This is a genomic window from Paraburkholderia sp. MM6662-R1, assembly GCF_050436245.1.
Taxonomy (GTDB): Bacteria; Pseudomonadota; Gammaproteobacteria; order Burkholderiales; family Burkholderiaceae; genus Paraburkholderia; species Paraburkholderia tuberum.
Genome location: NZ_JBNDLV010000001.1, coordinates 2164358 through 2186147, shown reverse-complemented (window position 1 = coordinate 2186147; position 21790 = coordinate 2164358). Strand labels below are relative to the sequence as shown.

Sequence of the window (21790 nt, the reverse complement as noted above, 5' to 3'; positions counted from 1 at the left end):
CAGCGGTGCGTCATGCGGCCGTGTTCGACAGTGGCTGCGTCACCGGCTGTCCGATCTCGTGGTGATAGCGGCCCGTATGCAGCGACGAAGGGCCGAGCCGCGCGTACTTGAACATCAGCATGATCTCGATGACGAACAGCCCCGTGTAGAACAGCACGAAGCCGCCGATGCTCAGATACAGATCGCGCGGCGTCAGCGTCGACGCGGCCAGGTTGGTCGGCAGAATGCCCGCGATGCTCCACGGCTGGCGGCCCATTTCCGCGACGATCCAGCCTAGCTCGGCGGCGAGCCACGGCAGCGGAATCGCGATGACCGCCCAGCGCAGAAACCAGCGGCGCCTTTCGAGCAGCAACGTGCGCTGCGCGCAGAACCAGAAGGCGAGCACGAAGGTCGCGAGGAACAGCAGGCCAAGGCCGACCATCGTGCGGAACGAGAAGAACAGTGTCAACACCGGCGGAACCGTGCTTCGTGCCGCCGCGGCGATCTGGTCTGGCGTCGCGTCGATGACGTTCGGCGTGAACCGCTTGAGCAGCAGGGCGTAGCCGAGATCGTCCTTGTACTTGTCGAACTCCGCATGCGCCTCGTCGCTGGAGTCGCCGCCCTTTAACCGCTGCAACGCCGAATAGGCGAGCATGCCGTCCTTGATGCGACCTTCGTTTTGGGCGATCAGGTCGCGCAGGCCGACCACGGGTTCGTCGAGCGAGCGGGTCGCGATAATGCCGAGCGCGTACGGCACACGGATCGCATAGTCGGTGCGTTGCTCTTTCTGATTGGGGATGCCAAATATCGTGAACGGTGCCGGCGCGGGCGCGGTGTCCCATTCGGATTCGATAGCCGCGAGCTTGATCTGCTGGACTTCACCGGTGCGATAGCCGGATTCGTCGCCCAGCACGATCACGCACAGCGCCGACGCTAGGCCGAAGCCGGCGGCGATCGCGAACGAGCGCAGCGCGAACTCGGTGTCGCGGCGCTTCAACAGATACCACGACGACACGCCGAGTACGAACATCGCCGCGGTCACGTATCCAGCTGATACCGTGTGCACGAACTTGACCTGTGCAACCGGGTTGAAGATCACCGAGCTGATGCTGTCGAGCTCCATGCGCATCGTCTGATAGTTGAACTTCGCGCCGACCGGATTGTTCATCCAGCCGTTGGCAATCAGAATCCACAGCGCCGACAGGTTCGAACCGAGCGCGACACAGAACGTGACGATCAGATGCTGGATTTTTGACAATCTGTTCCAGCCGAAAAAGAACAGACCGACGAACGTCGATTCGAGGAAGAACGCCATCAGCCCTTCGACGGCGAGCGGCACGCCGAAAATGTCGCCGACGTAATGCGAGTAATAAGCCCAGTTGGTGCCGAACTGAAACTCGAGCGTGAGGCCGGTCGCGACGCCCATTGCAAAGTTGATGCCGAACAGCTTGCCCCAGAACTGCGTCATGTCCTTGTAGATCTGCTTGCCGGTCATCACGTAGACCGATTCCATGATGACGAGCAGCCAGGCGAGACCGAGCGTGAGCGGCACGAACAGAAAGTGATAAAGCGCCGTGATGGCGAACTGGAACCGCGACAGTTCTACGACTTCGCTAACGGGCATGTTGATCACCTCGAGACGGATGCGGGGCGGGCACCGACAGCAGCGCCTGCGCGACCTGCTCAGGCGGCAGCATCATGTGCTGCGCCTGTGGATGATTGAAGAATGTGTACTTGAGCGCCATCAGTAGCACGAACTTGATGGCGAGGATGATGGCGATATCGCGCGCCAGCGTTGGACCGCGCACCCACCTGGTGAACCGGCCGCGCAAGCGCGACCGGACAGTGCTGCTGCGATTCAGGGCTATGGTCATGATCGGTCGAAGACGACTTCACGCCGGTGAGTCCGGCTGGATCCAGACCGCCCTGGCCGTCAGGCAGTCTGGCAGTCTGGCGAATGCATGCCGATTGTAGGAGGTGAACCTCGCGCGCTCAGGTTTAGCCATGCGGCAACACGTCGCGAAACTTGCCGCGTCTGTGCAGTATTGCTACCGGACTTGCGATACGTCAAGAAACGCTTACCGGCCTCGGCAGGCCGGCTTGCGGATAGGCCGACGCGAAGCGCGGCCGCGGGGACGCAGGAAAGGGCGAAAAGAATGAAAAAGCCCCGCCGTCTTGCGAGGGCGGGGCTTGAGCGCGATGGTCGCTAAATGGCGCGACCGATTAACGCGTGTCGTTTTTACCTATGTCATAGGCGGGACACAATTGACGCGCGCATGGCTTCGACGCTTTACGCGTATTCGGTCAGCGCGCCGCGCATCTTCTTCATCGCGCTGGCTTCGATCTGGCGGATACGTTCGGCCGAGACACCGAACTCGTCGGCCAGCTCGTGCAACGTGGAGCCGCCCGAGCCGTCGTCGGCCACCTTCAGCCAGCGCGCTTCGATGATGCGGCGGCTGCGCGGATCGAGCGCGTCGAGCGCGCTTGCGATGCCGTCGCTTTGCAGCCGGTCGCGCTGACGCGAAGCCAGCACCGCAGTCGGTTCACTATGCGAGTCGGCCAGATAGGCGATTGGCGCGTACGACTCCTCGCCGTCTTCGACCTGACCTTCGAGCGCGATATCGCCGCCTGACAGACGCGTCTCCATCTCCGCGACCTCTTCGCGCTTCACGTTCAGCTCCTTCGCGAGACCGTCGATCTCGTCCGGCGTGAACGCGCCAAGCCCCTGCTTGTGGCTGCGCAGGTTGAAGAACAGCTTACGCTGCGCCTTGGTGGTGGCGACCTTCACCATGCGCCAGTTGCGCAGGATGTACTCGTGGATCTCGGCCTTGATCCAGTGCATCGCGTACGACACGAGGCGCACGTTTTGCTCGGGATCGAAGCGCTTGACCGCTTTCATCAGGCCGATGTTGCCTTCCTGGATCAGATCGGCGTGCGGCAACCCGTAACCGAGGTAGTTACGCGCGATTGACACGACGAGTCGCAGGTGCGACAGCACCAGGCGGCGCGCCGCCTCCAGATTGTCGTGTTCGCGCAATTCGGTGGCGAACTGGCGTTCCTCCGCCGGCGTCAGCATCGGAATCCGGTTGACCGCCTGGATGTAGGCGTCGATGTTGCCCAGGTGACCGGACAGCAGCGAGGAATGCGAGAGCGCCAGTGCACCTGCCGGAGCGGCCTTAGCCGACGACGGGCTCAAAGTACTCGGAAGGGTCATTGCATGGCTCACGTTTGAAGCTCCTTTGGAATCAGACAATTGCGTACTCAGTAAACGACTCCAGCGACGGATGTTAGCACTCAGATCTGCCGAGTGCTAATACTTAGAGGTCGCAGGGGTATCCGAGTTCCCAAAAATCCTATTGAGTTTTGACTTCCGATAGCCATCATACGCCCTATTTGCCCTGCGCGTTGGACCTGTAGAAAGTACCGCCCGGAGCGGGTGCAGGCTCACGTTTGACTGATATCGTCCGGTTTTGAAGAGAATAATTGCTGATCATGGGCATTATCTGGGAAATACTTGCTCCTGAATTCGTGCCTGGAATAAAGGGGGCGCTCGCTTAATACTCGGCAGTATGGGGGGCGGATGAACAGGCAGAATCTTGTGGTGCGTGGGCTTAGTCTAAAAAGCACGTTTGCCGTTCTGCTCGTTCTGCTGTTGAGCGCGGCGGGCGCGTCCCAAGCTGAGCAGTTCGGCGTGCAGGTGGCCGCCGGCGTCGGCGACCATCACGTCAGGACGCTCGATCTCGGCGTGGTCTGGGATCCAAACCTGACCTGGTGGCAGATCGGCGACTGGCATTTCGCGCTGCTCGGCGAGGCGCATGTCGCGTGGTGGCACACCAATGAAGGAAACGTTCACGACAACATCGGCGAGATCGGCGTGACGCCGGTGATCCGCTTCATCAGGTCGTCGGGTTCGGTGCGGCCATTCATCGAGGTGGGTGCCGGCGTCCGGCTGCTGACCAGCCCGCGCATTTCTTCCGACTTCACGTTGGGCACCGCGTTCCAGTTCGCCGAGATGGCGGGCGTCGGGCTGCAGTTCGGCGCTCGTGAGCAGTATGTCGCCGGCTACCGCTTCCAGCATGTCTCCAATGGCGGTATCAAAGAGCCGAATCCTGGTATAAATTTCAGCCAGCTATATTTGCAATATCACTTCTGACCGTGGCCGCCTGCGGCTCGCGGTGTTCGAGGGGCTCTGCAATGGCGGCAAAGATGATCGAAGCGATTCGCGGGCTCGAGCGAGAGCGTTTTCGCGCGATGGTCGATGGCGATGGGCAGTCGCTCGACACGCTGCTCGCGGACAACGTGAGCTACGTCCACACGAATGGCAAGCGCGAGACGAAGCGGCAGTTCATCGACGGGATCACCGCGGGGCGCCGTCGTTATCGGCAAATCGAGGTGCAGTCGCAGGATGTCTTGCCGGCCGGGCGCGAGACCTACGTCGTCACGGGCCGCGCGCTGATCGAGATGGAGGCCAACAACGGCGCGCTCCTGTTTCCGATTGCCTATACCGCGATTCACACGCACGAAGACGGGCAGTGGCGACTGATCGCGTGGCAGGCGACCCGTTGCGCGCTCGAGTGAGATTCTCATCGGGCGGGCGCGCCTCGTGAGCGCGTCTCCAGCGGCAGCGGAATGCGGGTGTGCACTCCGCTGCAGCAGGCTCGAGGCCCAACGCGAATTCACGCGGTCACGCATTCGCCAGCTTTGTCGCGGCTGTTTGCGCCGTGCTCGTCTACATCGGCATCCGCGTCGCGCGCCTCGCGCGTGCCGCGCATCGCTACCTGTCCCGCATACGGATGCCGCGCCGCAACCGGAAGCCGCGTGCAGTGCTCCGCCACGCGCCTGATCGTCGCGAGATCCGAGAAATCCAGACCGCTGTCGATACCCATCGCGTCGAGATTCATCGCGACTGTGACGAGATCGACGTTGCCGGTGCGCTCGCCATTGCCGAACAGACAGCCTTCGATGCGATCCGCGCCCGCCAGCAGCGCGAGCTGCGCCGCGGCCACGGCGGTGCCGCGATCGTTGTGCGGATGCACCGACAGCACGATGCTGTCGCGGTAACCGAGGTTGCGATGCATCCATTCGATCTGGTCGGCGAACACGTTCGGCGTGGCCGCTTCGACGCTTGCCGGCAGGTTGACGATCATCTTGTGATCGCGCGTAGGCCGCCACGTTTGCGCGAGCGCGTCGCACACCTCGCGCGCGAACGGCAGCTCGGTCGTGTTGAAGGTCTCGGGCGAGTACTGGAAGGTCCAGCGCGTGCCCGGCCGCGCCTGCGCGTGTTCCTTGATGAGGCCCGTGCCTTCGACGGCGAGCGCCTTGGTCTCATCCTTCGACTGCTGGAACACGATGCGCCGGAACGACGGGCAGATCGCGTTGTACAGATGCACGATCGCGCGCGGCGCGCCTTCGAGCGCGTCGAACGTGCGTGCGATCAGCTCCGCGCGCGACGGCACGAAGACTTCGATCGTGACGTCGTCGGGAATGCGTCGCTCGTCGATCAGCTTGCGCACGAAGTCGAAATCGGTCTGCGACGCCGACGGAAAGCCCACTTCGATTTCCTTGAAACCGATCGCGACCAGCATCTCGAAGTATTCGAGTTTCTGCGCGGCGTTCATCGGTTCGATCAGCGCCTGATTGCCGTCCCGCAGGTCCGTGCTCATCCAGACGGGTGCGGCGTCGACCGTGCGACTCGGCCATTTGCGGCCGGTCAGCCTGACGGCGGGAAAAGGGCGGTACTTTTCAGCGGGATTGCGCAACATGGTGAGGTGCCTCATTCGTGGCGTCGTCGGCGGAGGGTGGGGACGTCGAGCGGTTGGCCGACTGTTCACGCATGCACGCTGCGGATGCTGCCCATGCAACGTACATGTGATCCTCTCGCATCGTCCGCGCGGTAAACGGACGAATGCAAACGACGACAGGTTGTGGAGAACTACGACGGGGGTGAAGCGAAACTGCGGGAACTACGGGGAGGACCGCCGACGGCAACCGGAGCTGCCAGCGCGCGGCGCTACGCGAGACTTAGGCCAGGCGTAGCGATAGGGGCCGCGCCAGGCGGCCGGAGATAATTCGGAGGGTGTTCGGAAGGGAACGCATGAGGCCAAATGTATGACGGCGTGCGTTGGCCTGTCAACCCGCGGCCGTCAGGCCGCCGTCTTCGCGATATCGACGATCAGCTCGACCTGCCGCTCGAGCGCGCCAGGCACCGGCGCTTCGCCGCGCAGCACGGCGTCGATCCAGGCGGCCGTGGTCGCCGCGTCGCGCGCTTCGGGCAGTTCCACTTCGGGCGCATCGGGCGACGAGCGCTCGTGCGGCAGCCGCGTCTCGCAGATGCCGTCATGCAGCCAGTCGACCTGCACCTGGCGGCGCGTATCGGCGACCGCCTCGCCTTCGGTGCCGCGCGCGAGCAGCGCACCGCCGACGGCCGCATCGGGATGCGTGACGAACAGCTGAGTGAGACTGTCGCGATACGGCGGATGCGTGTAGTTCACGAGCCGCAATCCCGCGGGTGCGAACGGCTGCAGCAGCTTCACGAGCGTATGCGTCGAATTGCGCACGCCCATGCGCCGGCGCAGCGCGAGCAGGCGCGCGAGCTTGGGCGCCAGTACGTCGATCGAGGCGAACGCGACGCGGCGCTCCGCAAGTCCAGCTTCGATCTGCGCGTGCGACTGCGCATGGGCGATGCGCAGATGTGTGAAGATTTCCGCGCTCGTCACCCGACCCAGATCCTCGGTGACGCCGTGAACCAGCACCGGCACGCCTTCGCGGGCGAGCAGCAGCGCAAGCAGCGGCACGAGGTTCGGCTGCTTGCGCGCGCCGTTGTACGACGGAATCGACACCGGCCGAAACGCGCCGTGCGGCAGCCGCACCGGCTCGAACGACGTATGCGCGGCGGCCAGCATCGCGGCGAGTTCGTCGGCGGTTTCGCCTTTCACGCGATACGCGAGCAGCACCGCGCCGAGTTCGAGATCGTCGACGCGGCCGTCGAGCATCGCGGTGTAGAGCGAGCGCGTGTCGTCGGCGGTCAGCGCGCGGGCGCCATTCGGGCCGCGGCCGATTTCCTTGATGAATCGGGCCCAGGGGAAGGGAGGAGTGGTATCGGTGGAGTCGGTCATCGTGCGCAAGAGGCGGGTGGCGTGCCGCGCCTGGCGGTTCGCTACGCCATTCGGGGAACAGTTCGGTGTGAGTATCGCATCTATGGCGAGCGGGCGAACAGCAACGAAGCGGGCACGCAGTGGCGCGCGACGGGCCGCCTGACACGCCTCCGCGCCGTGCCGCGGGTTACACTCGATGTTTCTCGCCGCCTCGGCGGCGCACATCGGAAAACGGAGAACGGGATGAGTTACGTATTTGCACCCGCACCGCAGGTCGCGGTGCCGGTCGTGGGGTCGGGCGAGCAGTTCGCGGTGCGCCGCATCTACTGCGTGGGGCGCAACTACGAGGCGCACGCGCGTGAAATGGGCCACGACCCGGACCGCGAGCCGCCGTTCTTCTTCACGAAGCCGGCCGATGCGATCGTGTACGTCGCGCCGGGCACGACCGGCGAATTCCCGTATCCGTCGCAGACCAGTAACGTCCATTTCGAAATGGAAATGGTCGCGGCGATCGGCGAGGGCGGCAAAGACATCCCCGTCGACCGCGCGCTCGACCACGTCTACGGCTACGCGCTCGGTCTCGACATGACGCGCCGCGACCTGCAAGGCGAAGCGAAGAAAATGGGTCGTCCGTGGGATACCGCCAAGGGCTTCGATCACTCGGCGCCGCTCGGCCCCATCCATCCGGCTTCGACGGTTGGTCACATCGGCAAAGGCGGGATCTGGCTGTCGGTGAATGGCGAGGACAAGCAGCGCGCGGATGTGTCGCAGCTGATCTGGTCGGTGGCCGAGACGATCGCGTATCTGTCGACGCTGTTCGAACTGCGGCCTGGCGACCTGATTTTCACCGGCACGCCGGAAGGTGTCGGCGCGGTCGTGAAGGGTGACCTGATGAAGGGCGGCGTGGACGGGCTCGGCGAGTTCAGCGTGCGCGTCGTCTGAGACGGCTTGCGTGCAGGTGGAGGAGGCAGACAACATGAAGCTCTACAGCTATTTCCGTAGCTCGGCGTCGTATCGCGTACGCATCGCGCTGAACGTGAAGAACCTGTCGTACGACTACGTACCCGTGCACCTCGTGCGCGAAGGCGGCGAGCAGCTGAAGCCCGCGTATCGCAAGATCAACCCCGACGGCATCGTGCCGACGCTCGCCGACGGCAGTCATTTGCTGCCGCAGTCGCTCGCGATCATCGAGTATCTCGAGGAGACGCATCCCGAGCCGCCGCTGCTACCGAAGGCACCGCTCGATCGCGCGTATGTGCGCTCGGTGGCGCTGCAGGTCGCGTGCGAGATTCATCCGCTGAACAATCTGCGCGTGCTGCGCTATCTGAAGCACACGCTGCGAGTCGACGACGACGCGAAGGACGCGTGGTACCGGCACTGGATCGACGCGGGCTTCGCGACGCTGGAGACGCATCTTGCCGGCGACGCGCGCACCGGCAAACTGTGTTTCGGCGACGCACCGACACTCGCCGACGCGTGCCTGATTCCGCAGGTATTCAACGCGCAGCGCTTCAAGCTCGACACCGCAAAGTTTCCGACGATCCAGCGCATCTACGATCACGCGATGCAACTCGACGCGTTCGCGCGCGCGGCGCCGGGCGTGCAGCCGGACGCGGAGTGAGCCCGGGATCGCTAACACTTCGACGGTAGCTCGAAACGAAAAAAGGGCGCTCCGCTGAGTGCCCTTTTCCTTTGGTTCGCCGCGAGCGCCGAGCGCCGCAACGATCACGCGATCAGCCGCCCAGTAGCGCGTCCGAGAACTCCTCCGCGCTGAACGGCTGCAGATCCTCGACCTTTTCGCCGACGCCGATGAAATACACCGGAATCGGCCGCTGCCGCGCGATCGCCGCGAGGATGCCGCCCTTCGCGGTGCCGTCGAGCTTGGTGACGATCAGGCCGGTGAGCCCGAGTGCGTCGTCGAACGCCTTGACCTGTGTGAGCGCGTTCTGGCCGGTGTTCGCGTCGATCACGAGCAGCACTTCGTGCGGCGCGCCGTCCTGCGCCTTGCCAATCACGCGCTTCACCTTGCGCAGTTCTTCCATCAGATGCAGTTGCGTGGGCAGGCGGCCAGCCGTGTCGGCCATCATCACGTCGATCTTGCGCGCGCGCGCGGCGCCGACCGCGTCGAAGATCACCGCGGCCGGGTCGCCGCTTTCCTGCGCGACCACGGTCACGTTGTTGCGCTGGCCCCACACGGCGAGTTGCTCGCGCGCGGCGGCGCGGAACGTGTCGCCGGCGGCGAGCAGCACCGATTGGTCAAAGCTCTGCAGATGCTTCGCGAGCTTGCCGATGCTCGTGGTTTTGCCCGCGCCGTTGACGCCGGCGATCATCATCACGAGCGGCTGAGCGCGGCCGAGCATCAGCGATTTTTCGAGCGGCTTGAGCAACTCGACGAGCAGTGTGCGCAAGGCGGTTTTGACCTGCAGCGGGGCCGTCAGGCGTTCGCCGCGCACTTTTTCGCGCAGCGCTTCGAGCAGGAATTCGGTCGCCTCGACGCCGGCGTCAGACATCAGCAGCGCGGTTTCGAGTTCCTCGTACAGGTCCTCGTCGATCTTCGTGCCGACGAAAATGCCGGTCAGGTTCGAACTGGTTTTCGCGAGGCCGCTCTTCAGACGCGTAAGCCACGAGCGCTTCGCGCCGGCATCCTGCACGGGCGGCGGGACGATTTCGACGGTGTCGAGCATGGCGTCTGGCGGCTCGGACTGCGGCTCGATGATCGTCGTGGCCACAGGAGGAACGGTGGGCGCGGTGGGCTCGATGGGCTCGATGGGCTCGATGGGCTCGATGGGCTCGATGGGCTCGGCGGGCGCAACGGCCTCGGCCTCGGGTGCCGCGCCGTCTTGCGCCGCCAGCGATTCGTCTGCGGCGGTATCGGACTCTTTCGAGCCCTTGAATCGTTTGAAAAAGCTGAACATGATCTGACTATGGGAGAGCGCGCCGATGCGCGCAACCGGCACGGGACCGGCGAAGCGGTGGGCAGCGCCGGGATGCGAAAAGGCGGGGCGCTGGCAGCCGCACATTTTATCAGGCGTGCCGCGGCGCGTCGTATCGGCCGCTCGGCCAGGCTGGACGCGCGCCAACCCTGTGGTAACGTGAGCGCTCCGGCCCGCGCGCATCGACGCCGTGGGCGTGTTCATCACCTAGCTGAAACTGCGCGATACTGCATGCCTCGTTTAGCACCTTCACGCGCCGCTGGCGCTTCGTCCAAAAGTGGCAAACCGCATGCCATTCGCATCATCGGCGGCGACTGGAAACGCACGCCGCTGCCCGTGCTCGATCTGGACGGCTTGCGCCCGACGCCCGACCGCGTCCGCGAAACGCTGTTCAACTGGCTCGGCCAGCGTCTGGACGGCCAGCACTGCCTCGATCTGTTCGCTGGTAGTGGGGCGCTCGGCTTCGAGGCCGCGTCGCGCGGCGCCGCTCGCGTGCTGATGGTGGAGCGCCATGCGCGCGCTGCCGGCCAGTTGCGCGCAAACCAGCAGCGGCTCGATGCACGCATGATCGAAATCGCCGAGGCGGACGGCCTGCGTCTTGCGGCGAGTCTCGCGCCAGGCTCGTTCGACGTCGTGTTCCTCGATCCGCCGTTCGATGCCGACCTGCTCGGCAAGGCGCTCGCGGTGGCCGTGCCGCTCGTGCGCTCCGACGGCTATCTTTATGTCGAGGCCGGCGAAGCGCTCGAACCGGCCGCTCACGAGCCACTGTCAGGCTGGGAACTCGTGCGGCAGGGCAAAGCGGGCGCTGTGCACTTTCATTTGCTGCAGCGCGAAAATAAGGAATAATGCGCGTTCCAAAAAAGGGCCGGGCGGTTTATCGTCATCCGCGCCGGTGCGAAATGCGTCGCCCGGACGTGCCCTTTTGTCTGAAGAGAGGAGAAGTCTCATGGTAGTCGCCGTGTACCCGGGCACGTTCGACCCGCTGACGCGCGGTCACGAAGACCTCGTTCGGCGCGCGTCGAGCATTTTCGACACGCTGGTGGTGGGTGTGGCCGACAGCCGTGCCAAGAAGCCGTTTTTCACTCTCCAGGAGCGCCTCGCGATTGCGCATGAGGTGCTCGGTCACTATCCGAACGTCCAGGTGATGAGCTTCAAGGGACTGCTGAAGGACTTCGTGCGGACCAATAACGCGCGGGTGATCGTCAGGGGGCTGCGCGCGGTGTCGGACTTCGAGTACGAGTTCCAGATGGCGGGCATGAACCGTTATCTGCTGCCCGACGTCGAGACGATGTTCATGACGCCGTCCGATCAGTATCAGTTCATCTCGGGCACGATCGTGCGCGAGATCGCGCAATTGGGCGGCGACGTCAGCAAGTTCGTGTTCCCGTCCGTCGAAAAATGGCTGAAGGAGAAGGTCGCTTCGCTGGATCCGCAGGACGGCGCTCAGGGGACCTGAGCCTGAGTCGCGCGAATGCCGGTTTTGACGGATCAAGACCGGCCAGGCCTCGGTGATCGGCGCCAGGGGCATCGGTCGGCTGTTCCAGGTAATGTTGGCGAGCCGTATTGGCGGCGAACGTCAATCCTGTCGTTATGCACGGGCATCGGTGTATTCGATGGTTCGTGCAAGCTGCGATGTCAATGATGATGCGAAGAACAAGAATTGTCTCTTCATCGCAAACGGGGCGATCATCAATAGTCACGCCGGCTTGTCAGGTTCCTACGGAACCCTATCCGGAAAAAGTCACGGGCGTGGGCAATCGATATACCTTTGTCCAATTCGCCGAGTATGAACTGACGAAGCGCACCAGTACGGTACGATGGATTTCAACAGGGTACAGGTGCCGCATACGTGGAATTGCCGGAGCGGAGCAACCAGACGGGCATTGCAAGAGGAATGAGGAGTTTTTCCTAACCGGATAGTGCCGGCTTAACCGAAGCAGAACAATGTCAGCTTCCCTTCGCAGCTTTCGTGAACGCCTCGGCAAGTTTGTCGAAGTGCCGGAGGGCCGCGGGCGTCAGCTCGACCTGTTTGCGGCGAGCGTCTTCGGTGTCGTTGAGCAGGAGCCAGCCCTTTTCGCGCATTGACGTGATACGGGCATGCAAGGTAGCCGGCGACCCCAGCGCACTTTGGGCCATCATGTCTCGAACTGACAGGCGTTCGTTTTTTTGCCTCATGCGAGCAACGAACTCCAGGATCTTTTCTTCGAGTGGATCGAGCGCGGGAAGTGCGGGAAGACCTCGCAGTGCTTCGGTCAATTGAAGAAATCGAAGATAGATATCAGCAGGGCGGCCCATGACCATCGCTCCAACGAAAACGCCGCTCACCCGAGCGCGGAAAGCGAACCTTGATGCCCTGCGACAACCGGGCTTCCCTATTTTATCTCCATGTCCAGCTTACGTTTGGGTTTGCTCCCGGTCGCGGGCACGGCCATCGCGTTCGCGCTGTCGCTCTGGATCGACCAGGAAGTCTTCACGCACATCGAGTTCCACGCGAACCATTTCTCTCAGGTTTGGCCGTTACAAAAACTATAACGATAAAGTCGCGCATTGCCAAGATTCGTGCGGGTGATCAACTCGAGCCGTCGCTGGAGGACGATTGGCTGCTTTCCGAAGGCGGATTCAACCGGTCGATGCAACACTAGGATCGTCGATCAAGTGGCGAAGGCTGTAGGGCGCTACGTGCTCGTACAGGATCGGCCAATCTACCGCGAGTAGCGGAATCGTTGGGTCTTTCCGACACCAGTACGCAACAAACCGCGCCCAGCCCCCGAGAAACATTCCGTTGCCAGAACTCAGCAGACACGGAGGGCGAGCGACAGGCGGAACCAGCATCCGCGGCATTCCCGCCGCCAGGGTTTCAAGGGCGTCCGACGATTCGTGTGACGCCAGCAGACTGTCCTCGGTATCAGACAGGTATCGACGTACTTCTTCTGCGACGCATGTGCTGCGAAGTTCCAGGTAAGAGGCGCGGACTTCATCAAGTACTGAAGTGGGCACACACGAATAATTGGAGCCACCCAGTCTTTCCAAAGCAGCGCGCCTGACGAAGTCAGGAAGCGCCCCCAACCTTGTTTCGCAGCCGAGCAACGCATCTCGAAAGACGGGATAGCACGCGAGCCATGCAGCAGGCGGCCGGCCTACTGGTCGGCGTGCCGATAGCCACCGGTTCGTCCGGATAGCGCGTTCCGTTCCAGCCTGTTCTCTCAGGTTCATCGCTATAAAAAGCATATCAATATGGACGCGGCTCTGCATGCTTGTCGAGCCGGGCATAAAGCTATACATGGGTTTTCGGTCGCGTCGCGCAGAACTTGAGGGCCTCGCGAAATTTTTTCCGTGAGCGTCACGATATCTGTGACCGAAAGCCTGCTGCTTGTGCTCGCGGAACGCCATACGGGCACGCTATGATGCATTCGGCAAAAGCAACCGAGGATGGCTCACCGCAATGTCTAGCTTACGTTTGCATTTTTGGTCGATCGCTGGGACCCTGATCGCGTTCCTGGCGTCGCTGTGGATCAATCAGGAGGTGTTTACGCACACGTCTTTCGTGCGAGGCGTCAACTGGATTTTCCTGCCGTCTGGTGTTCGGCTTCTCAGCACGTTGCTGGTTGGGTTCGATGGTGCACTCGGCCTGCTGCTTGCCGGACTGATTACAGACTTTCTGTACTGGTTTCCGCATGACCCGGTGCGTGCAATAGCAGGCGCCTTGCTTGGGTCACTGGCACCGTATCTGGTCTACAGGTTTGCGCTCGAGTATTTCGATCTGCGCGCATCGCTGACGAACCTGACGCCGAAGCGGCTGCTTGTTCTGGCTGTCGCCTATTCGGGAGCAAATACGCTGTTTCACCACCTGTGGTTCGCGCTGGCCGGTACGACGAAGAACTGGTTCGAAAGCTTCTTCACGATGTTTGTGGGTGATCTGGCCGGCGCGCTAATCATTCTGTATGTGATGAAGGCATTGCTGGCCCTGTTGCCGAAACAGCCCGGCAATTCCCGCGTGTCGAATGGCATGTTCAGCATCCAGTTGGCGTTGAACAGCGCATACGCCAACCAGTTTGCGACGAAGGCTACCGGGCCGAGAAGCGCAGCCGTCCATGATCCTGGCGTGGGATTGCACGGCCGTGCGGGGGCGAAAAAGCTATAATGTATTGTTTTCTCTAGCAAAGTTGGTGGCGGCATGGCCCTGATGATTACCGACGAGTGCATCAATTGCGACGTCTGCGAGCCCGAGTGCCCGAACGACGCGATTTCGATGGGCCCGGAAATCTATGTGATCGACCCGAAGAAGTGCACCGAGTGCGTCGGTCATTTCGACGAGCCGCAATGCGTTCAGGTGTGTCCGGTCGAGTGCATTCCGCGTGACCCGAACCACCTGGAAACGCCCGAAGGTTTGATGGCGAAATATCACGCGTTGCAGGCCGCCAAGGGCACCTGACGTTCGCGGGAGACGCGCAAAAGAAAACGGCGAAGGCCTGCGGGCCTTCGCCGTTTTCTTTTGGGGGCGGCGTTTCCGTTATCCGACGTAAGCGCTGAACATGCCGCGCAAAGCGTCGAGCAGTATGTCGCATTCGGCGTCGGTGCCGACCGAGATCCGCAAATGCCGGTCGATGCGCGGCGCGTTGAAATGCCGCACGAAAATTTCCTTTTGCCGCAACCGCGACGCGAGCGTCGCCGCGTTGTACCCCTCATGCCGCGCGAACAGCAGATTCGCCGCCGATGGCACCACCTCGAAGCCGAGCGCGGTCAATTCCGCCGCAAGCCGTTCGCGGCTCGCGATCACCTTCGCGCAGCATTCGCGAAACCACGCGTCGTCTTCGTAGGCGGCGGTGGCCGCGACTTGCGCGAGGCGGTCGAGCGGGTACGAATTGAAGCTGTCCTTCACGCGATTGAGCGCATCGATCAACGCGGGATCGCCGAACGCAAAGCCGACGCGCATGCCGGCGAGCGAACGCGACTTCGACACGGTCTGCACGACGAGCAGATTCGGATAGCGCGCGATCAGCGCAATCGCCGACTCGGCGCCGAAGTCGACATACGCTTCGTCCATCACCACGACCGAATCAGGATGGCTCGCGACGAGGCGTTCGATTTCCGCGAGCGGCAGCGGCCGGCCGGTCGGCGCGTTCGGATTCGGAAACAGGATGCCGCTGTTGGGCACCGTGTAGTCGTCGACGTTGATCGCGAAGCTGTCGTCGAGGGGGATGGTCCGGTAGTCGACCTCGAACAGCTTCGCGTAGGTCGGATAGAAGCTGTAAGTGATGTCGGGAAACAGCAGCGGCTTGTCGTGCTTGAGCAAGGCCTGGAACGTTAGCGCGAGTACCTCGTCCGAGCCGTTGCCCGCGAACACCTGCTCGGCGCGGATGCCGTGATACGCGGCGACCGTTTCGCGCAGCTTGCGTGCGCTCGGATCGGGATAGCGGCGCAGTGCGTCGGCCGTGTCGCCGAGCTCGCGGCGGATCGCGTCTAGCACGCGCGGCGACGGCGGATACGGATTCTCGTTGGTATTCAGCTTCACCGGATGCGCGAGCGCGGGCTGCTCGCCCGGCACGTACGGCGTCAGACGGTGAACGATGTCGCTCCAGTAGCGGCTCAAGCGATTCTCCTTGCGGGGCCGATTGCGGGTGTCGATGAGTGTGGCGCGCGTCAGCTGTTGTTGCGATGCAGTTGCATCATTGCGCGTTCGAGCTCGCCCTTGATGATCTGCGGCATCACCGCGAGCGCGCGTTCGATCGACGCGTCGATGACCTCCTGCTCTTCTCGCCGCGGCGGCTTCAGCACATAGTTCGCGACGTCCGGCTTCGCGCCGGCGCGCGCGCTTTCGGGAATCAGATCGCGCGGATGGCCGATGCCGATCCGCAGCCGCCAGTATTGCTGCGACGACAGATGCGCGCTGATGTCCTTCAGCCCATTATGCCCGCCGCTGCCGCCCCCGAGCTTCAGCTTGACGCTGCCGGCTGGCATGTCGAGCTCGTCGTGTGCGACGAGGATCTCGTCGGGAAGAATCTTGAAGAATTGCGCGAGCGCGACGACCGATTGACCAGAGCGGTTCATGTAGGTTTGCGGCTCGAGCAGATGCACTTCCTCGCCATGCAACCGCGCTTTCGCGTAAAAGCCGTGAAAGCGCCGCTCGTCGCGCAGCGCGGTGCCGGCCTCGCGCGCGATTTGATCGACCAGCCAGCAGCCGGCGTTGTGACGCGTCGCGGTGTATTCGGCGCCCGGATTGCCGAGCCCGACGATCAGCTTGATCATGATTGCGTGAGTCCACCAAGTCCGGAAGTGAAACGTACCGGACTAGAAAAGCCGAAAAAAAAACCCGCCAGGGCGAACCTCGGCGGGTCACATCGACCGTTTCATAGGAAACGGATCGAGAGGATTGCTTGCTTCGAACCGGAAGGCTCTTAAGCAGCCGGCGTTTCGCCACCTTCAGCAGCAGCAGCGTCTTCAGCGATTGCGCCAGCCGGGATCGTTGCAGCAGCGACCACCGGGTTTTCCGCGTCGACGTGGGCCACGAGCGCCACACCTGCCGGCAACGGGATGTCCTTCGCGTGAACCGATTGACCTGCTTCGATCTTCGCGAGGTCGACTTCGATGAACTCCGGCAGTGCCGACGGCAAGCACTCGATTTCGATTTCGTTGAGGATGTGCGAAATCACCGCGCTCGACAGCTTCACTGCCGGGTTGGTTTCCTGGTTCAAGAAGTGCAGCGGCACCTTGGTGTGCAGCTTCTTCGTCGCGTCGACGCGCTGGAAGTCCACGTGCAGCACGAGCTGACGGAACGGGTGGTATTGCACGTCGCGCAGCAGAACCTGTTGCGACTTGCCTGCCACTTCCAGATCGAGGATCGACGAGTGGAAAACTTCTTTCTTCAGCGCGTGCCACAGGGCGTTGTGATCGAGTTCGATCAGTTGCGTGTCAGCGCCGGCGCCATAAACGATACCCGGGGTCTTGCCCGAGTTACGCAGGCGGCGGCTCGCACCCGTACCTTGCAGGGAACGCTCGAAAGCGACTACTTTCATGTTGAATCTCCAATGCACTGCCCGCGACCAGGCAGTAAAAACAGGGCCTCGAAGCCGTAATGGCTGAGGCCCAGGATAGCGGCAAGAACCTTCGTTCGTTCATGCCGATTGTGCAAAAACGCCGCGTGTCGCGTGAAGCGGTACGCGGTGTCTTCGCAAATGCTTAACTCTCAGCGAACAGCGACATCACCGAATCGCCGCGGCGGATGCGCGAGAACGTTTCGGCGAGCAAACCGGCGCTCGTCAGCGAACGGATCTTCGCGCACGAACGGGCTTCTTCGCCGAGCGGAATCGTGTCCGTGACAACGAGTTCGTCGAGTGCGGAAGCGGCAATACGCTCACCCGCGCCGCCCGACAGAACCGGGTGGGTGGCGTACGCGAATACCTGCTTCGCGCCGCGTTCCTTCAGAACCTGCGCGGCCTTGCACAGCGTGCCAGCCGTGTCGACCATGTCGTCCATGATCACGCAGGTGCGGCCTTCGACTTCACCGATGATGTTCATCACTTCGGCGACGTTCGCCTTCGGGCGACGCTTGTCGATGATCGCGAGATCGCAATTGAGTTGCTTCGCCAATGCACGGGCGCGGACCACACCGCCGACGTCCGGCGAAACTACCATCAGGTTGTCGTAGTTCTGCTTGCGCAGATCCCCGAGCAGCACGGGCGTTGCGTAGATGTTGTCGACCGGGATGTCGAAGAAGCCTTGAATCTGGTCGGCGTGCAGATCCATCGTGATGATCCGCTCGACGCCGGCGATTTCCAGCATGTTCGCCACGACCTTAGCCGAGATGGCGACTCGCGCCGAACGCGGGCGACGATCCTGACGGGCATAACCGAAGTAGGGGATGGCTGCGGTGATCCGGCCTGCGGATGCGCGCTTGAGCGCATCGACCATGATCATCAGTTCCATCAGATTGTCGTTAGTCGGTGCGCACGTGGATTGCAGGACGAAGACATCCTTGCCGCGCACGTTTTCCTGAATCTCGACTTGGATTTCACCGTCCGAGAAACGGCTAACCATTGCTTTGCCGAGGGGAATACCGAGGTTTTTGACGACTTCCTGTGCAAGCGCGGGATTTGCGTTGCCAGTAAAAACCATCAGGCCGTCATGGCTGCTCATCGTGCACCTACTTCAGGCTGGGGGCGGGAGAAATGCGAACTACAGCGAACTACGAGAATTTTTGGCAGGGGAGAAAGGATTCGAACCTTTGCATGCCGGAATCAAAATCCGGTGCCTTAACCAGCTTGGCGACTCCCCTACACTAACTTTGAGCTCCGCCGAACGTGGAGTTTCGTTCGACGATGCAAAACTTATGACGCGAAAGCAAAGAGTGGATGCTGATCCAAGCCCGCTGCTACTGCGCTGTTCCACTCGCCGGGCAGTTTGGCTTGCGCCGCTTCTGCTTCAGCTTTGCTACGGAACGCTGCAAAAACGCTGGCACCCGATCCGGACATCCGCGCTGGCGCGATGCTTTCAAACCACCGCAACACTTGCGCTACTTCCGCGTACTTTCCTACGACAACTTGCTGCATGTCATTCCGGCCGAAGCTTTCTGGCCATTCAGTGTTGCAGCTGTGTTCTGCAGGAAAGTCCGTAATTTTGAGGGGCTTTGTATCTCTTGTCAACGCTTTTTCGGAAAAAATCGCTGCAGTCGGAACCTGCACCCTCGGCGTCACTACCAGGAAGTAACGCGGCGGCAATTGTACAACGTCCAATGATTCTCCGACACCCTCTGCAAACGCATTTTTTCCAAATACGAAGAAAGGCACGTCCGCGCCGAGTTTCAACGCAAGATCCTGCAACTCCTGACGTGGCAGATCGAGCTTCCACAGGCGATTGAGCGCGAGCAGCGTCGTCGCCGCATCGGAACTGCCGCCGCCGAGGCCCGCGCCCATCGGCAGGCGCTTGTCGATTTCGATATCGACGCCTTCGCGGGAGCCCGTATGTACCTTCAGCAACGTCGCGGCGCGTACGGTCAGGTCATGCTCGGGTGGCACGTCGGCGATTTCGGTGCGGCGCGTGATGAAACCGTCGTCGCGTCGCGTGAAGTGCAGCGTGTCGCCCCAGTCAAGCAACTGGAAGACCGTCTGCAGCGTGTGATAACCATCCGGCCGACGGCCGGTGATGTGCAGGAAGAGATTGAGTTTCGCTGGCGCGAGACAGTCGCGCAGCGAATTGCTTGTTTCGATCATGAGTGAAGGCTACATGCGCCACGGTGGCGCCAAACGGGTAGCAAGGTTACGTGAGCGGATGCTGGACAAAAGGCCCAGCAAGAACGACTCACTGATCCAGCACGAGCTTGATGTCGAGTGGCGGCTCCGAGCGGCTCAGATTGAGGCGCTTCACGCCGGTGGCTGGCGCATCGGCATAGGCCACATAGTCGATCGTCCAGCCGTCCTGGGTGATCTGCTTCAGGCGCGACGGTTGCTCCGGATCCTTCTCGGTCTTCGCGCGCGAAGTCGGCGCCGGCGACGGTTGCAGCCAGTAGCGCAACCCTTCGACCGGCAGCGTGAAGCCGAGCGCGTTCTGCATCAGCGTCGACACGTTATCGGCGGTGAGCGGCTGGCGGTTCGGCAATTCGAGCGTGGCCGAAGCCGGCGACGAAGTCACGATGGCCAGCGTCTGGCCAAGCGGATTGCGCAACTGCAGCGTGACGGTGTCGCCCGTTTCCTGCCACGAGAAATTGCCGTAAGCGTTGCGCTGCTGGCCGTTCTGATCGTTGTATTGGATCGCGAAGCGGCCCTGATACGAGCGGCTCGTCTGCGCGGTGACTTCGGTGGCGGCGTTCGACGTGGACGGCCCCTGCGGCTTCACCGACGCGCAGCCGGCCAGCGCGACAACCGCCGCCGCCGCGAAACCAACCGCGCTGCCGCGAGGCGCCCTGGAAAAAGAAATCAAACGCGAAAGACGCATCAAAGATTGTTTACCTGAAGACGTTGCAACGTTTTGACGAGCGTCTCGTTGTCGGGTTCGAGCTTGCGAGCCTCGCGAAACGCGGCGCGCGCCTGTTCCTGCTCGCCGGCCTTCCACAGCACTTCGCCGAGGTGCGCGCCGATTTCCGCGTTCGGCTGGAGGCTGTATGCCTTGCGCAGCAGCTTGATCGCATCGGCCGTGTCACCCATCCGGTACTTGACCCAGCCGACGCTGTCCATGATGAACGCATCGTTCGGTGCGAGCGCCGAGGCCTTCTCGACCAGCTTGTCCGCCTCTGGCAGGCGCTGGTTGCGATCTGCGAGCGAATAGCCGAGCGCGTTATACGCCTGCGGATTGTCCGGCTGCGTCTGGATCAGCTTGCGCAGCTGCGCTTCCATGATGTCGTAATGGCCGGTTTTCTCGGCGGCCATCGCGTAGTCGTAGGTGAGGTCGGGGTCGTCGGGAAAGTTCGCCGTGGCTTGCTGCAGACGCGCTTCGGCCTCCGGGTAGCGCTTCGCGTCGAACAGGATCGCCGCATCGGTGCGCGCGATCAGCGCCACATCACGCGGATCGGAGGTCTGCAAGTTGGAAAGCAACTGGCGCGCCTCCTCGGTCTTGCCCTGTTTCGCGAGCAGTTGCGCGCGGGTAATCTGCGCGGCCAGGTATTGTTGACTCGCTGGCGAGATCTTGTTCAGCCAGTCGCTCGCGGCCGCCTCATTCTTCTGTTCGAGCGCTAGCTGCGCGAGGTAGATGTAGGCCTGGCCCGCATCGACACCCGGCGTCTTCTCGGCCTGCTGCGCGTACTGCATCAGATACGTCTGCGCTTCGGGGAGATTCTTCTGCTGGATCTTGATCAGCGCGAGGGCCATCAGCGGTGTCAAGTCGTTGGGGTTTGCCTTGCGCATGAGCTCGAACTGCTTCTGCGCGTCGTCGAGACGGTCGCTGGCAAGATACATCTGCGCAAGCGCGAGCCGTGCGTCATGCGATTTCGGATTCTGCTGCACGTACTTTTCGAGCGACGCGATGCCTTCCTTGCGCTCCTCCGGACCCATTTGCGACAGCATCAACGCCGCCGGCAGATAGTCGGGCTTGATCGTGAGCGCCTGCTCGAGCGACTTGTGCGCGCCCGGCGCGTCGTCGGCCAGCAACTGCTGACGCGCGAGGGCCAGTTGCGCCTCCGGCCGGTTCATGTCGTTCTTCAGCAGGTCCTGCAACACGTGCAGGCCACCGACGCGGTTCGGGCCGCGCGACAACAGCAGTTGCAGCGCGAGGATCGCGCTGCCGCGATTTTCCTCGGGTACCTTCGCCAGTTCTTGCGACAGGATTTGCGAAGCATCGTCGGGCTTGCCAGACAGCACGAGCAGCGACGCGTCGAGCTGGGCGGCGCGTTCCGAACTCGGCGCGTACTGTTGCCACAGTTGCGCGGCGGCGAGCGCGTCCGACGGGCTCTGCGCCGCCAGCGCTATTTCGGTGGCGCGTTGCGCCATGCGCGGGTCGTGAGTGTCGCGCGCGAGCGCGAGGTAGGTCTGATAGGCCGGTGCCGGCTGGTCGCGCTGCAGCGCGATCTCGGCGGCCAGCACCTGGAAGACGATCTGGCTCGACAGCGGTACGCCGGGCAGCGACTTTTCGTCTTCAGGTGTTGCCGGACCCAGCGGGTCCGGCATCGTGACCGACGTGTCGTCGGAATCCGGCGACGGGTCCTGCGCATGCGCGGGCACGGCGGCCAGCGCACACAATCCGAGCGCGGCCGCACCGAGCATCCGGCGAGCGGACACGGCGAGCGGCACGTTGGACACGCGCGCGCGGCGCTTTGATAGCAGCTTCACGAAGGACACGTTCATGGAAATCCGTTCAATG

21 protein-coding genes, 1 tRNA gene and 1 pseudogene are annotated in these 21790 nt (G+C 62.6%); 8 read left to right on the top strand and 15 right to left on the bottom strand.

The window, feature by feature from the left end; translation table 11 throughout:
• Positions 1-10: 10 nt before the first annotated feature.
• The 3 genes from OKW39_RS10295 to rpoH all read right to left on the bottom strand — a co-directional run bounded on the left by OKW39_RS10295 (position 11) and on the right by rpoH (position 3205).
• On the bottom strand, positions 11-1603 hold the full coding sequence (locus OKW39_RS10295; protein ID WP_090802916.1) for a cytochrome ubiquinol oxidase subunit I: 1593 nt from the start codon (positions 1601-1603) through the stop codon (positions 11-13).
• On the bottom strand, positions 1593-1853 hold the full coding sequence (gene cydP, locus OKW39_RS10290) for a cytochrome oxidase putative small subunit CydP (RefSeq protein WP_018419327.1): 261 nt from the start codon (positions 1851-1853) through the stop codon (positions 1593-1595). Before cydP ends, OKW39_RS10295 begins: the two co-directional genes overlap by 11 nt.
• A gap of 416 nt (positions 1854-2269) precedes the next feature.
• Positions 2270-3205 (bottom strand): RNA polymerase sigma factor RpoH, encoded by a 936-nt coding sequence (gene rpoH, locus OKW39_RS10285; protein ID WP_090802918.1) that lies wholly within the window; start codon positions 3203-3205, stop codon positions 2270-2272.
• A 354-nt stretch (positions 3206-3559) separates the two neighbouring features.
• Here rpoH and OKW39_RS10280 point away from each other — a divergent pair, with 354 nt between their 5' ends.
• Both OKW39_RS10280 and OKW39_RS10275 read left to right on the top strand, forming a co-directional pair.
• Positions 3560-4132, top strand: coding sequence for an acyloxyacyl hydrolase (locus OKW39_RS10280; RefSeq protein WP_090802919.1), 573 nt, complete (start codon positions 3560-3562; stop codon positions 4130-4132).
• 41 nt (positions 4133-4173) lie between these two features.
• Positions 4174-4557 (top strand): nuclear transport factor 2 family protein, encoded by a 384-nt coding sequence (locus OKW39_RS10275; protein WP_008921685.1) that lies wholly within the window; start codon positions 4174-4176, stop codon positions 4555-4557.
• A 197-nt stretch (positions 4558-4754) separates the two neighbouring features.
• On the opposite strand, the pseudogene OKW39_RS10270 reads toward OKW39_RS10275, so the two are convergent.
• A pseudogene (locus OKW39_RS10270) lies at positions 4755-5741 on the bottom strand (2-isopropylmalate synthase); the annotation flags it as partial.
• A 381-nt stretch (positions 5742-6122) separates the two neighbouring features.
• Positions 6123-7094, bottom strand: coding sequence for a DNA-binding protein YbiB (ybiB, locus tag OKW39_RS10265; protein WP_176078932.1), 972 nt, complete (start codon positions 7092-7094; stop codon positions 6123-6125).
• A gap of 222 nt (positions 7095-7316) precedes the next feature.
• On the opposite strand from ybiB, the gene OKW39_RS10260 reads away from it, so the two are divergent.
• On the top strand, positions 7317-8015 hold the full coding sequence (locus OKW39_RS10260; protein WP_429362427.1) for a fumarylacetoacetate hydrolase family protein: 699 nt from the start codon (positions 7317-7319) through the stop codon (positions 8013-8015).
• A 34-nt stretch (positions 8016-8049) separates the two neighbouring features.
• A complete protein-coding gene (maiA, locus tag OKW39_RS10255; protein ID WP_429562593.1) occupies positions 8050-8694 on the top strand; it encodes a maleylacetoacetate isomerase in 645 nt (214 codons plus the stop codon).
• Positions 8695-8806: 112 nt separating this feature from the next.
• Here maiA and ftsY read toward each other — a convergent pair whose 3' ends face one another.
• Entirely contained in the window at positions 8807-9988 is a 1182-nt protein-coding gene (gene ftsY / locus OKW39_RS10250) for a signal recognition particle-docking protein FtsY (RefSeq protein WP_429563483.1), read from the bottom strand.
• A 249-nt stretch (positions 9989-10237) separates the two neighbouring features.
• Between ftsY and rsmD the strand changes: the two genes are divergently transcribed.
• Positions 10238-10852, top strand: a complete 615-nt coding sequence (rsmD, locus tag OKW39_RS10245; RefSeq protein WP_429562592.1) for a 16S rRNA (guanine(966)-N(2))-methyltransferase RsmD — start codon at positions 10238-10240, stop codon at positions 10850-10852.
• 100 nt (positions 10853-10952) lie between these two features.
• Entirely contained in the window at positions 10953-11462 is a 510-nt protein-coding gene (gene coaD, locus OKW39_RS10240; protein ID WP_062125937.1) for a pantetheine-phosphate adenylyltransferase, read from the top strand.
• A 491-nt stretch (positions 11463-11953) separates the two neighbouring features.
• On the opposite strand, the gene OKW39_RS10235 is transcribed toward coaD, so the two are convergent.
• On the bottom strand, positions 11954-12301 hold the full coding sequence (locus tag OKW39_RS10235) for a MarR family transcriptional regulator (protein ID WP_090802929.1): 348 nt from the start codon (positions 12299-12301) through the stop codon (positions 11954-11956).
• Positions 12302-13376: 1075 nt separating this feature from the next.
• Between OKW39_RS10235 and OKW39_RS10230 the strand changes: the two genes are divergently transcribed.
• Both OKW39_RS10230 and OKW39_RS10225 read left to right on the top strand, forming a co-directional pair.
• On the top strand, positions 13377-14147 hold the full coding sequence (locus OKW39_RS10230) for a hypothetical protein (RefSeq protein ID WP_429562591.1): 771 nt from the start codon (positions 13377-13379) through the stop codon (positions 14145-14147).
• A 33-nt stretch (positions 14148-14180) separates the two neighbouring features.
• Complete coding sequence (locus tag OKW39_RS10225) at positions 14181-14438, top strand: YfhL family 4Fe-4S dicluster ferredoxin (protein WP_184062491.1); 258 nt, start codon at positions 14181-14183, stop codon at positions 14436-14438.
• A 78-nt stretch (positions 14439-14516) separates the two neighbouring features.
• Here the strand turns inward: OKW39_RS10225 and hisC are convergent, their stop codons facing one another.
• The 8 genes from hisC to OKW39_RS10185 all read right to left on the bottom strand — a co-directional run bounded on the left by hisC (position 14517) and on the right by OKW39_RS10185 (position 21774).
• Positions 14517-15596 (bottom strand): histidinol-phosphate transaminase, encoded by a 1080-nt coding sequence (gene hisC / locus OKW39_RS10220; protein WP_429362420.1) that lies wholly within the window; start codon positions 15594-15596, stop codon positions 14517-14519.
• Positions 15597-15646: 50 nt separating this feature from the next.
• Positions 15647-16252, bottom strand: coding sequence for an aminoacyl-tRNA hydrolase (pth, locus tag OKW39_RS10215; protein ID WP_429562590.1), 606 nt, complete (start codon positions 16250-16252; stop codon positions 15647-15649).
• Between the two features lie 149 nt (positions 16253-16401).
• A complete protein-coding gene (locus tag OKW39_RS10210) occupies positions 16402-17019 on the bottom strand; it encodes a 50S ribosomal protein L25/general stress protein Ctc (protein WP_090802936.1) in 618 nt (205 codons plus the stop codon).
• Positions 17020-17182: 163 nt separating this feature from the next.
• Positions 17183-18139 (bottom strand): ribose-phosphate pyrophosphokinase, encoded by a 957-nt coding sequence (locus tag OKW39_RS10205; RefSeq protein WP_008921698.1) that lies wholly within the window; start codon positions 18137-18139, stop codon positions 17183-17185.
• A 62-nt stretch (positions 18140-18201) separates the two neighbouring features.
• Positions 18202-18278 (bottom strand) — tRNA-Gln (locus OKW39_RS10200).
• 52 nt (positions 18279-18330) lie between these two features.
• Positions 18331-19212 (bottom strand): 4-(cytidine 5'-diphospho)-2-C-methyl-D-erythritol kinase, encoded by an 882-nt coding sequence (gene ispE / locus OKW39_RS10195; RefSeq protein ID WP_429362417.1) that lies wholly within the window; start codon positions 19210-19212, stop codon positions 18331-18333.
• An 88-nt stretch (positions 19213-19300) separates the two neighbouring features.
• On the bottom strand, positions 19301-19933 hold the full coding sequence (gene lolB, locus OKW39_RS10190) for a lipoprotein insertase outer membrane protein LolB (protein ID WP_090802938.1): 633 nt from the start codon (positions 19931-19933) through the stop codon (positions 19301-19303).
• Positions 19933-21774 (bottom strand): tetratricopeptide repeat protein, encoded by a 1842-nt coding sequence (locus OKW39_RS10185; protein ID WP_429562589.1) that lies wholly within the window; start codon positions 21772-21774, stop codon positions 19933-19935. The genes lolB and OKW39_RS10185 overlap by 1 nt, the downstream gene beginning before the upstream one ends.
• Between the last annotated feature and the right edge of the window lie 16 nt (positions 21775-21790).

Bases quoted from the DNA above. Each gene is read 5' to 3' on its own strand.
- OKW39_RS10295 (WP_090802916.1), bottom strand. From the start codon at position 1,603: ATGCCCGTTAGCGAAGTCGTAGAACTGTCGCGGTTCCAGTTCGCCATC.
- cydP (WP_018419327.1), bottom strand. From the start codon at position 1,853: ATGACCATAGCCCTGAATCGCAGCAGCACTGTCCGGTCGCGCTTGCGC.
- OKW39_RS10280 (WP_090802919.1), top strand. From the start codon at position 3,560: ATGAACAGGCAGAATCTTGTGGTGCGTGGGCTTAGTCTAAAAAGCACG.
- OKW39_RS10275 (WP_008921685.1), top strand. From the start codon at position 4,174: ATGGCGGCAAAGATGATCGAAGCGATTCGCGGGCTCGAGCGAGAGCGT.
- ybiB (WP_176078932.1), bottom strand. From the start codon at position 7,094: ATGACCGACTCCACCGATACCACTCCTCCCTTCCCCTGGGCCCGATTC.
- OKW39_RS10260 (WP_429362427.1), top strand. From the start codon at position 7,317: ATGAGTTACGTATTTGCACCCGCACCGCAGGTCGCGGTGCCGGTCGTG.
- maiA (WP_429562593.1), top strand. From the start codon at position 8,050: ATGAAGCTCTACAGCTATTTCCGTAGCTCGGCGTCGTATCGCGTACGC.
- ftsY (WP_429563483.1), bottom strand. From the start codon at position 9,988: ATGTTCAGCTTTTTCAAACGATTCAAGGGCTCGAAAGAGTCCGATACC.
- rsmD (WP_429562592.1), top strand. From the start codon at position 10,238: ATGCCTCGTTTAGCACCTTCACGCGCCGCTGGCGCTTCGTCCAAAAGT.
- coaD (WP_062125937.1), top strand. From the start codon at position 10,953: ATGGTAGTCGCCGTGTACCCGGGCACGTTCGACCCGCTGACGCGCGGT.
- OKW39_RS10235 (WP_090802929.1), bottom strand. From the start codon at position 12,301: ATGGGCCGCCCTGCTGATATCTATCTTCGATTTCTTCAATTGACCGAA.
- OKW39_RS10225 (WP_184062491.1), top strand. From the start codon at position 14,181: ATGGCCCTGATGATTACCGACGAGTGCATCAATTGCGACGTCTGCGAG.
- pth (WP_429562590.1), bottom strand. From the start codon at position 16,252: ATGATCAAGCTGATCGTCGGGCTCGGCAATCCGGGCGCCGAATACACC.
- OKW39_RS10210 (WP_090802936.1), bottom strand. From the start codon at position 17,019: ATGAAAGTAGTCGCTTTCGAGCGTTCCCTGCAAGGTACGGGTGCGAGC.
- OKW39_RS10205 (WP_008921698.1), bottom strand. From the start codon at position 18,139: ATGAGCAGCCATGACGGCCTGATGGTTTTTACTGGCAACGCAAATCCC.
- ispE (WP_429362417.1), bottom strand. From the start codon at position 19,212: ATGATCGAAACAAGCAATTCGCTGCGCGACTGTCTCGCGCCAGCGAAA.
- lolB (WP_090802938.1), bottom strand. From the start codon at position 19,933: ATGCGTCTTTCGCGTTTGATTTCTTTTTCCAGGGCGCCTCGCGGCAGC.
- OKW39_RS10185 (WP_429562589.1), bottom strand. From the start codon at position 21,774: ATGAACGTGTCCTTCGTGAAGCTGCTATCAAAGCGCCGCGCGCGCGTG.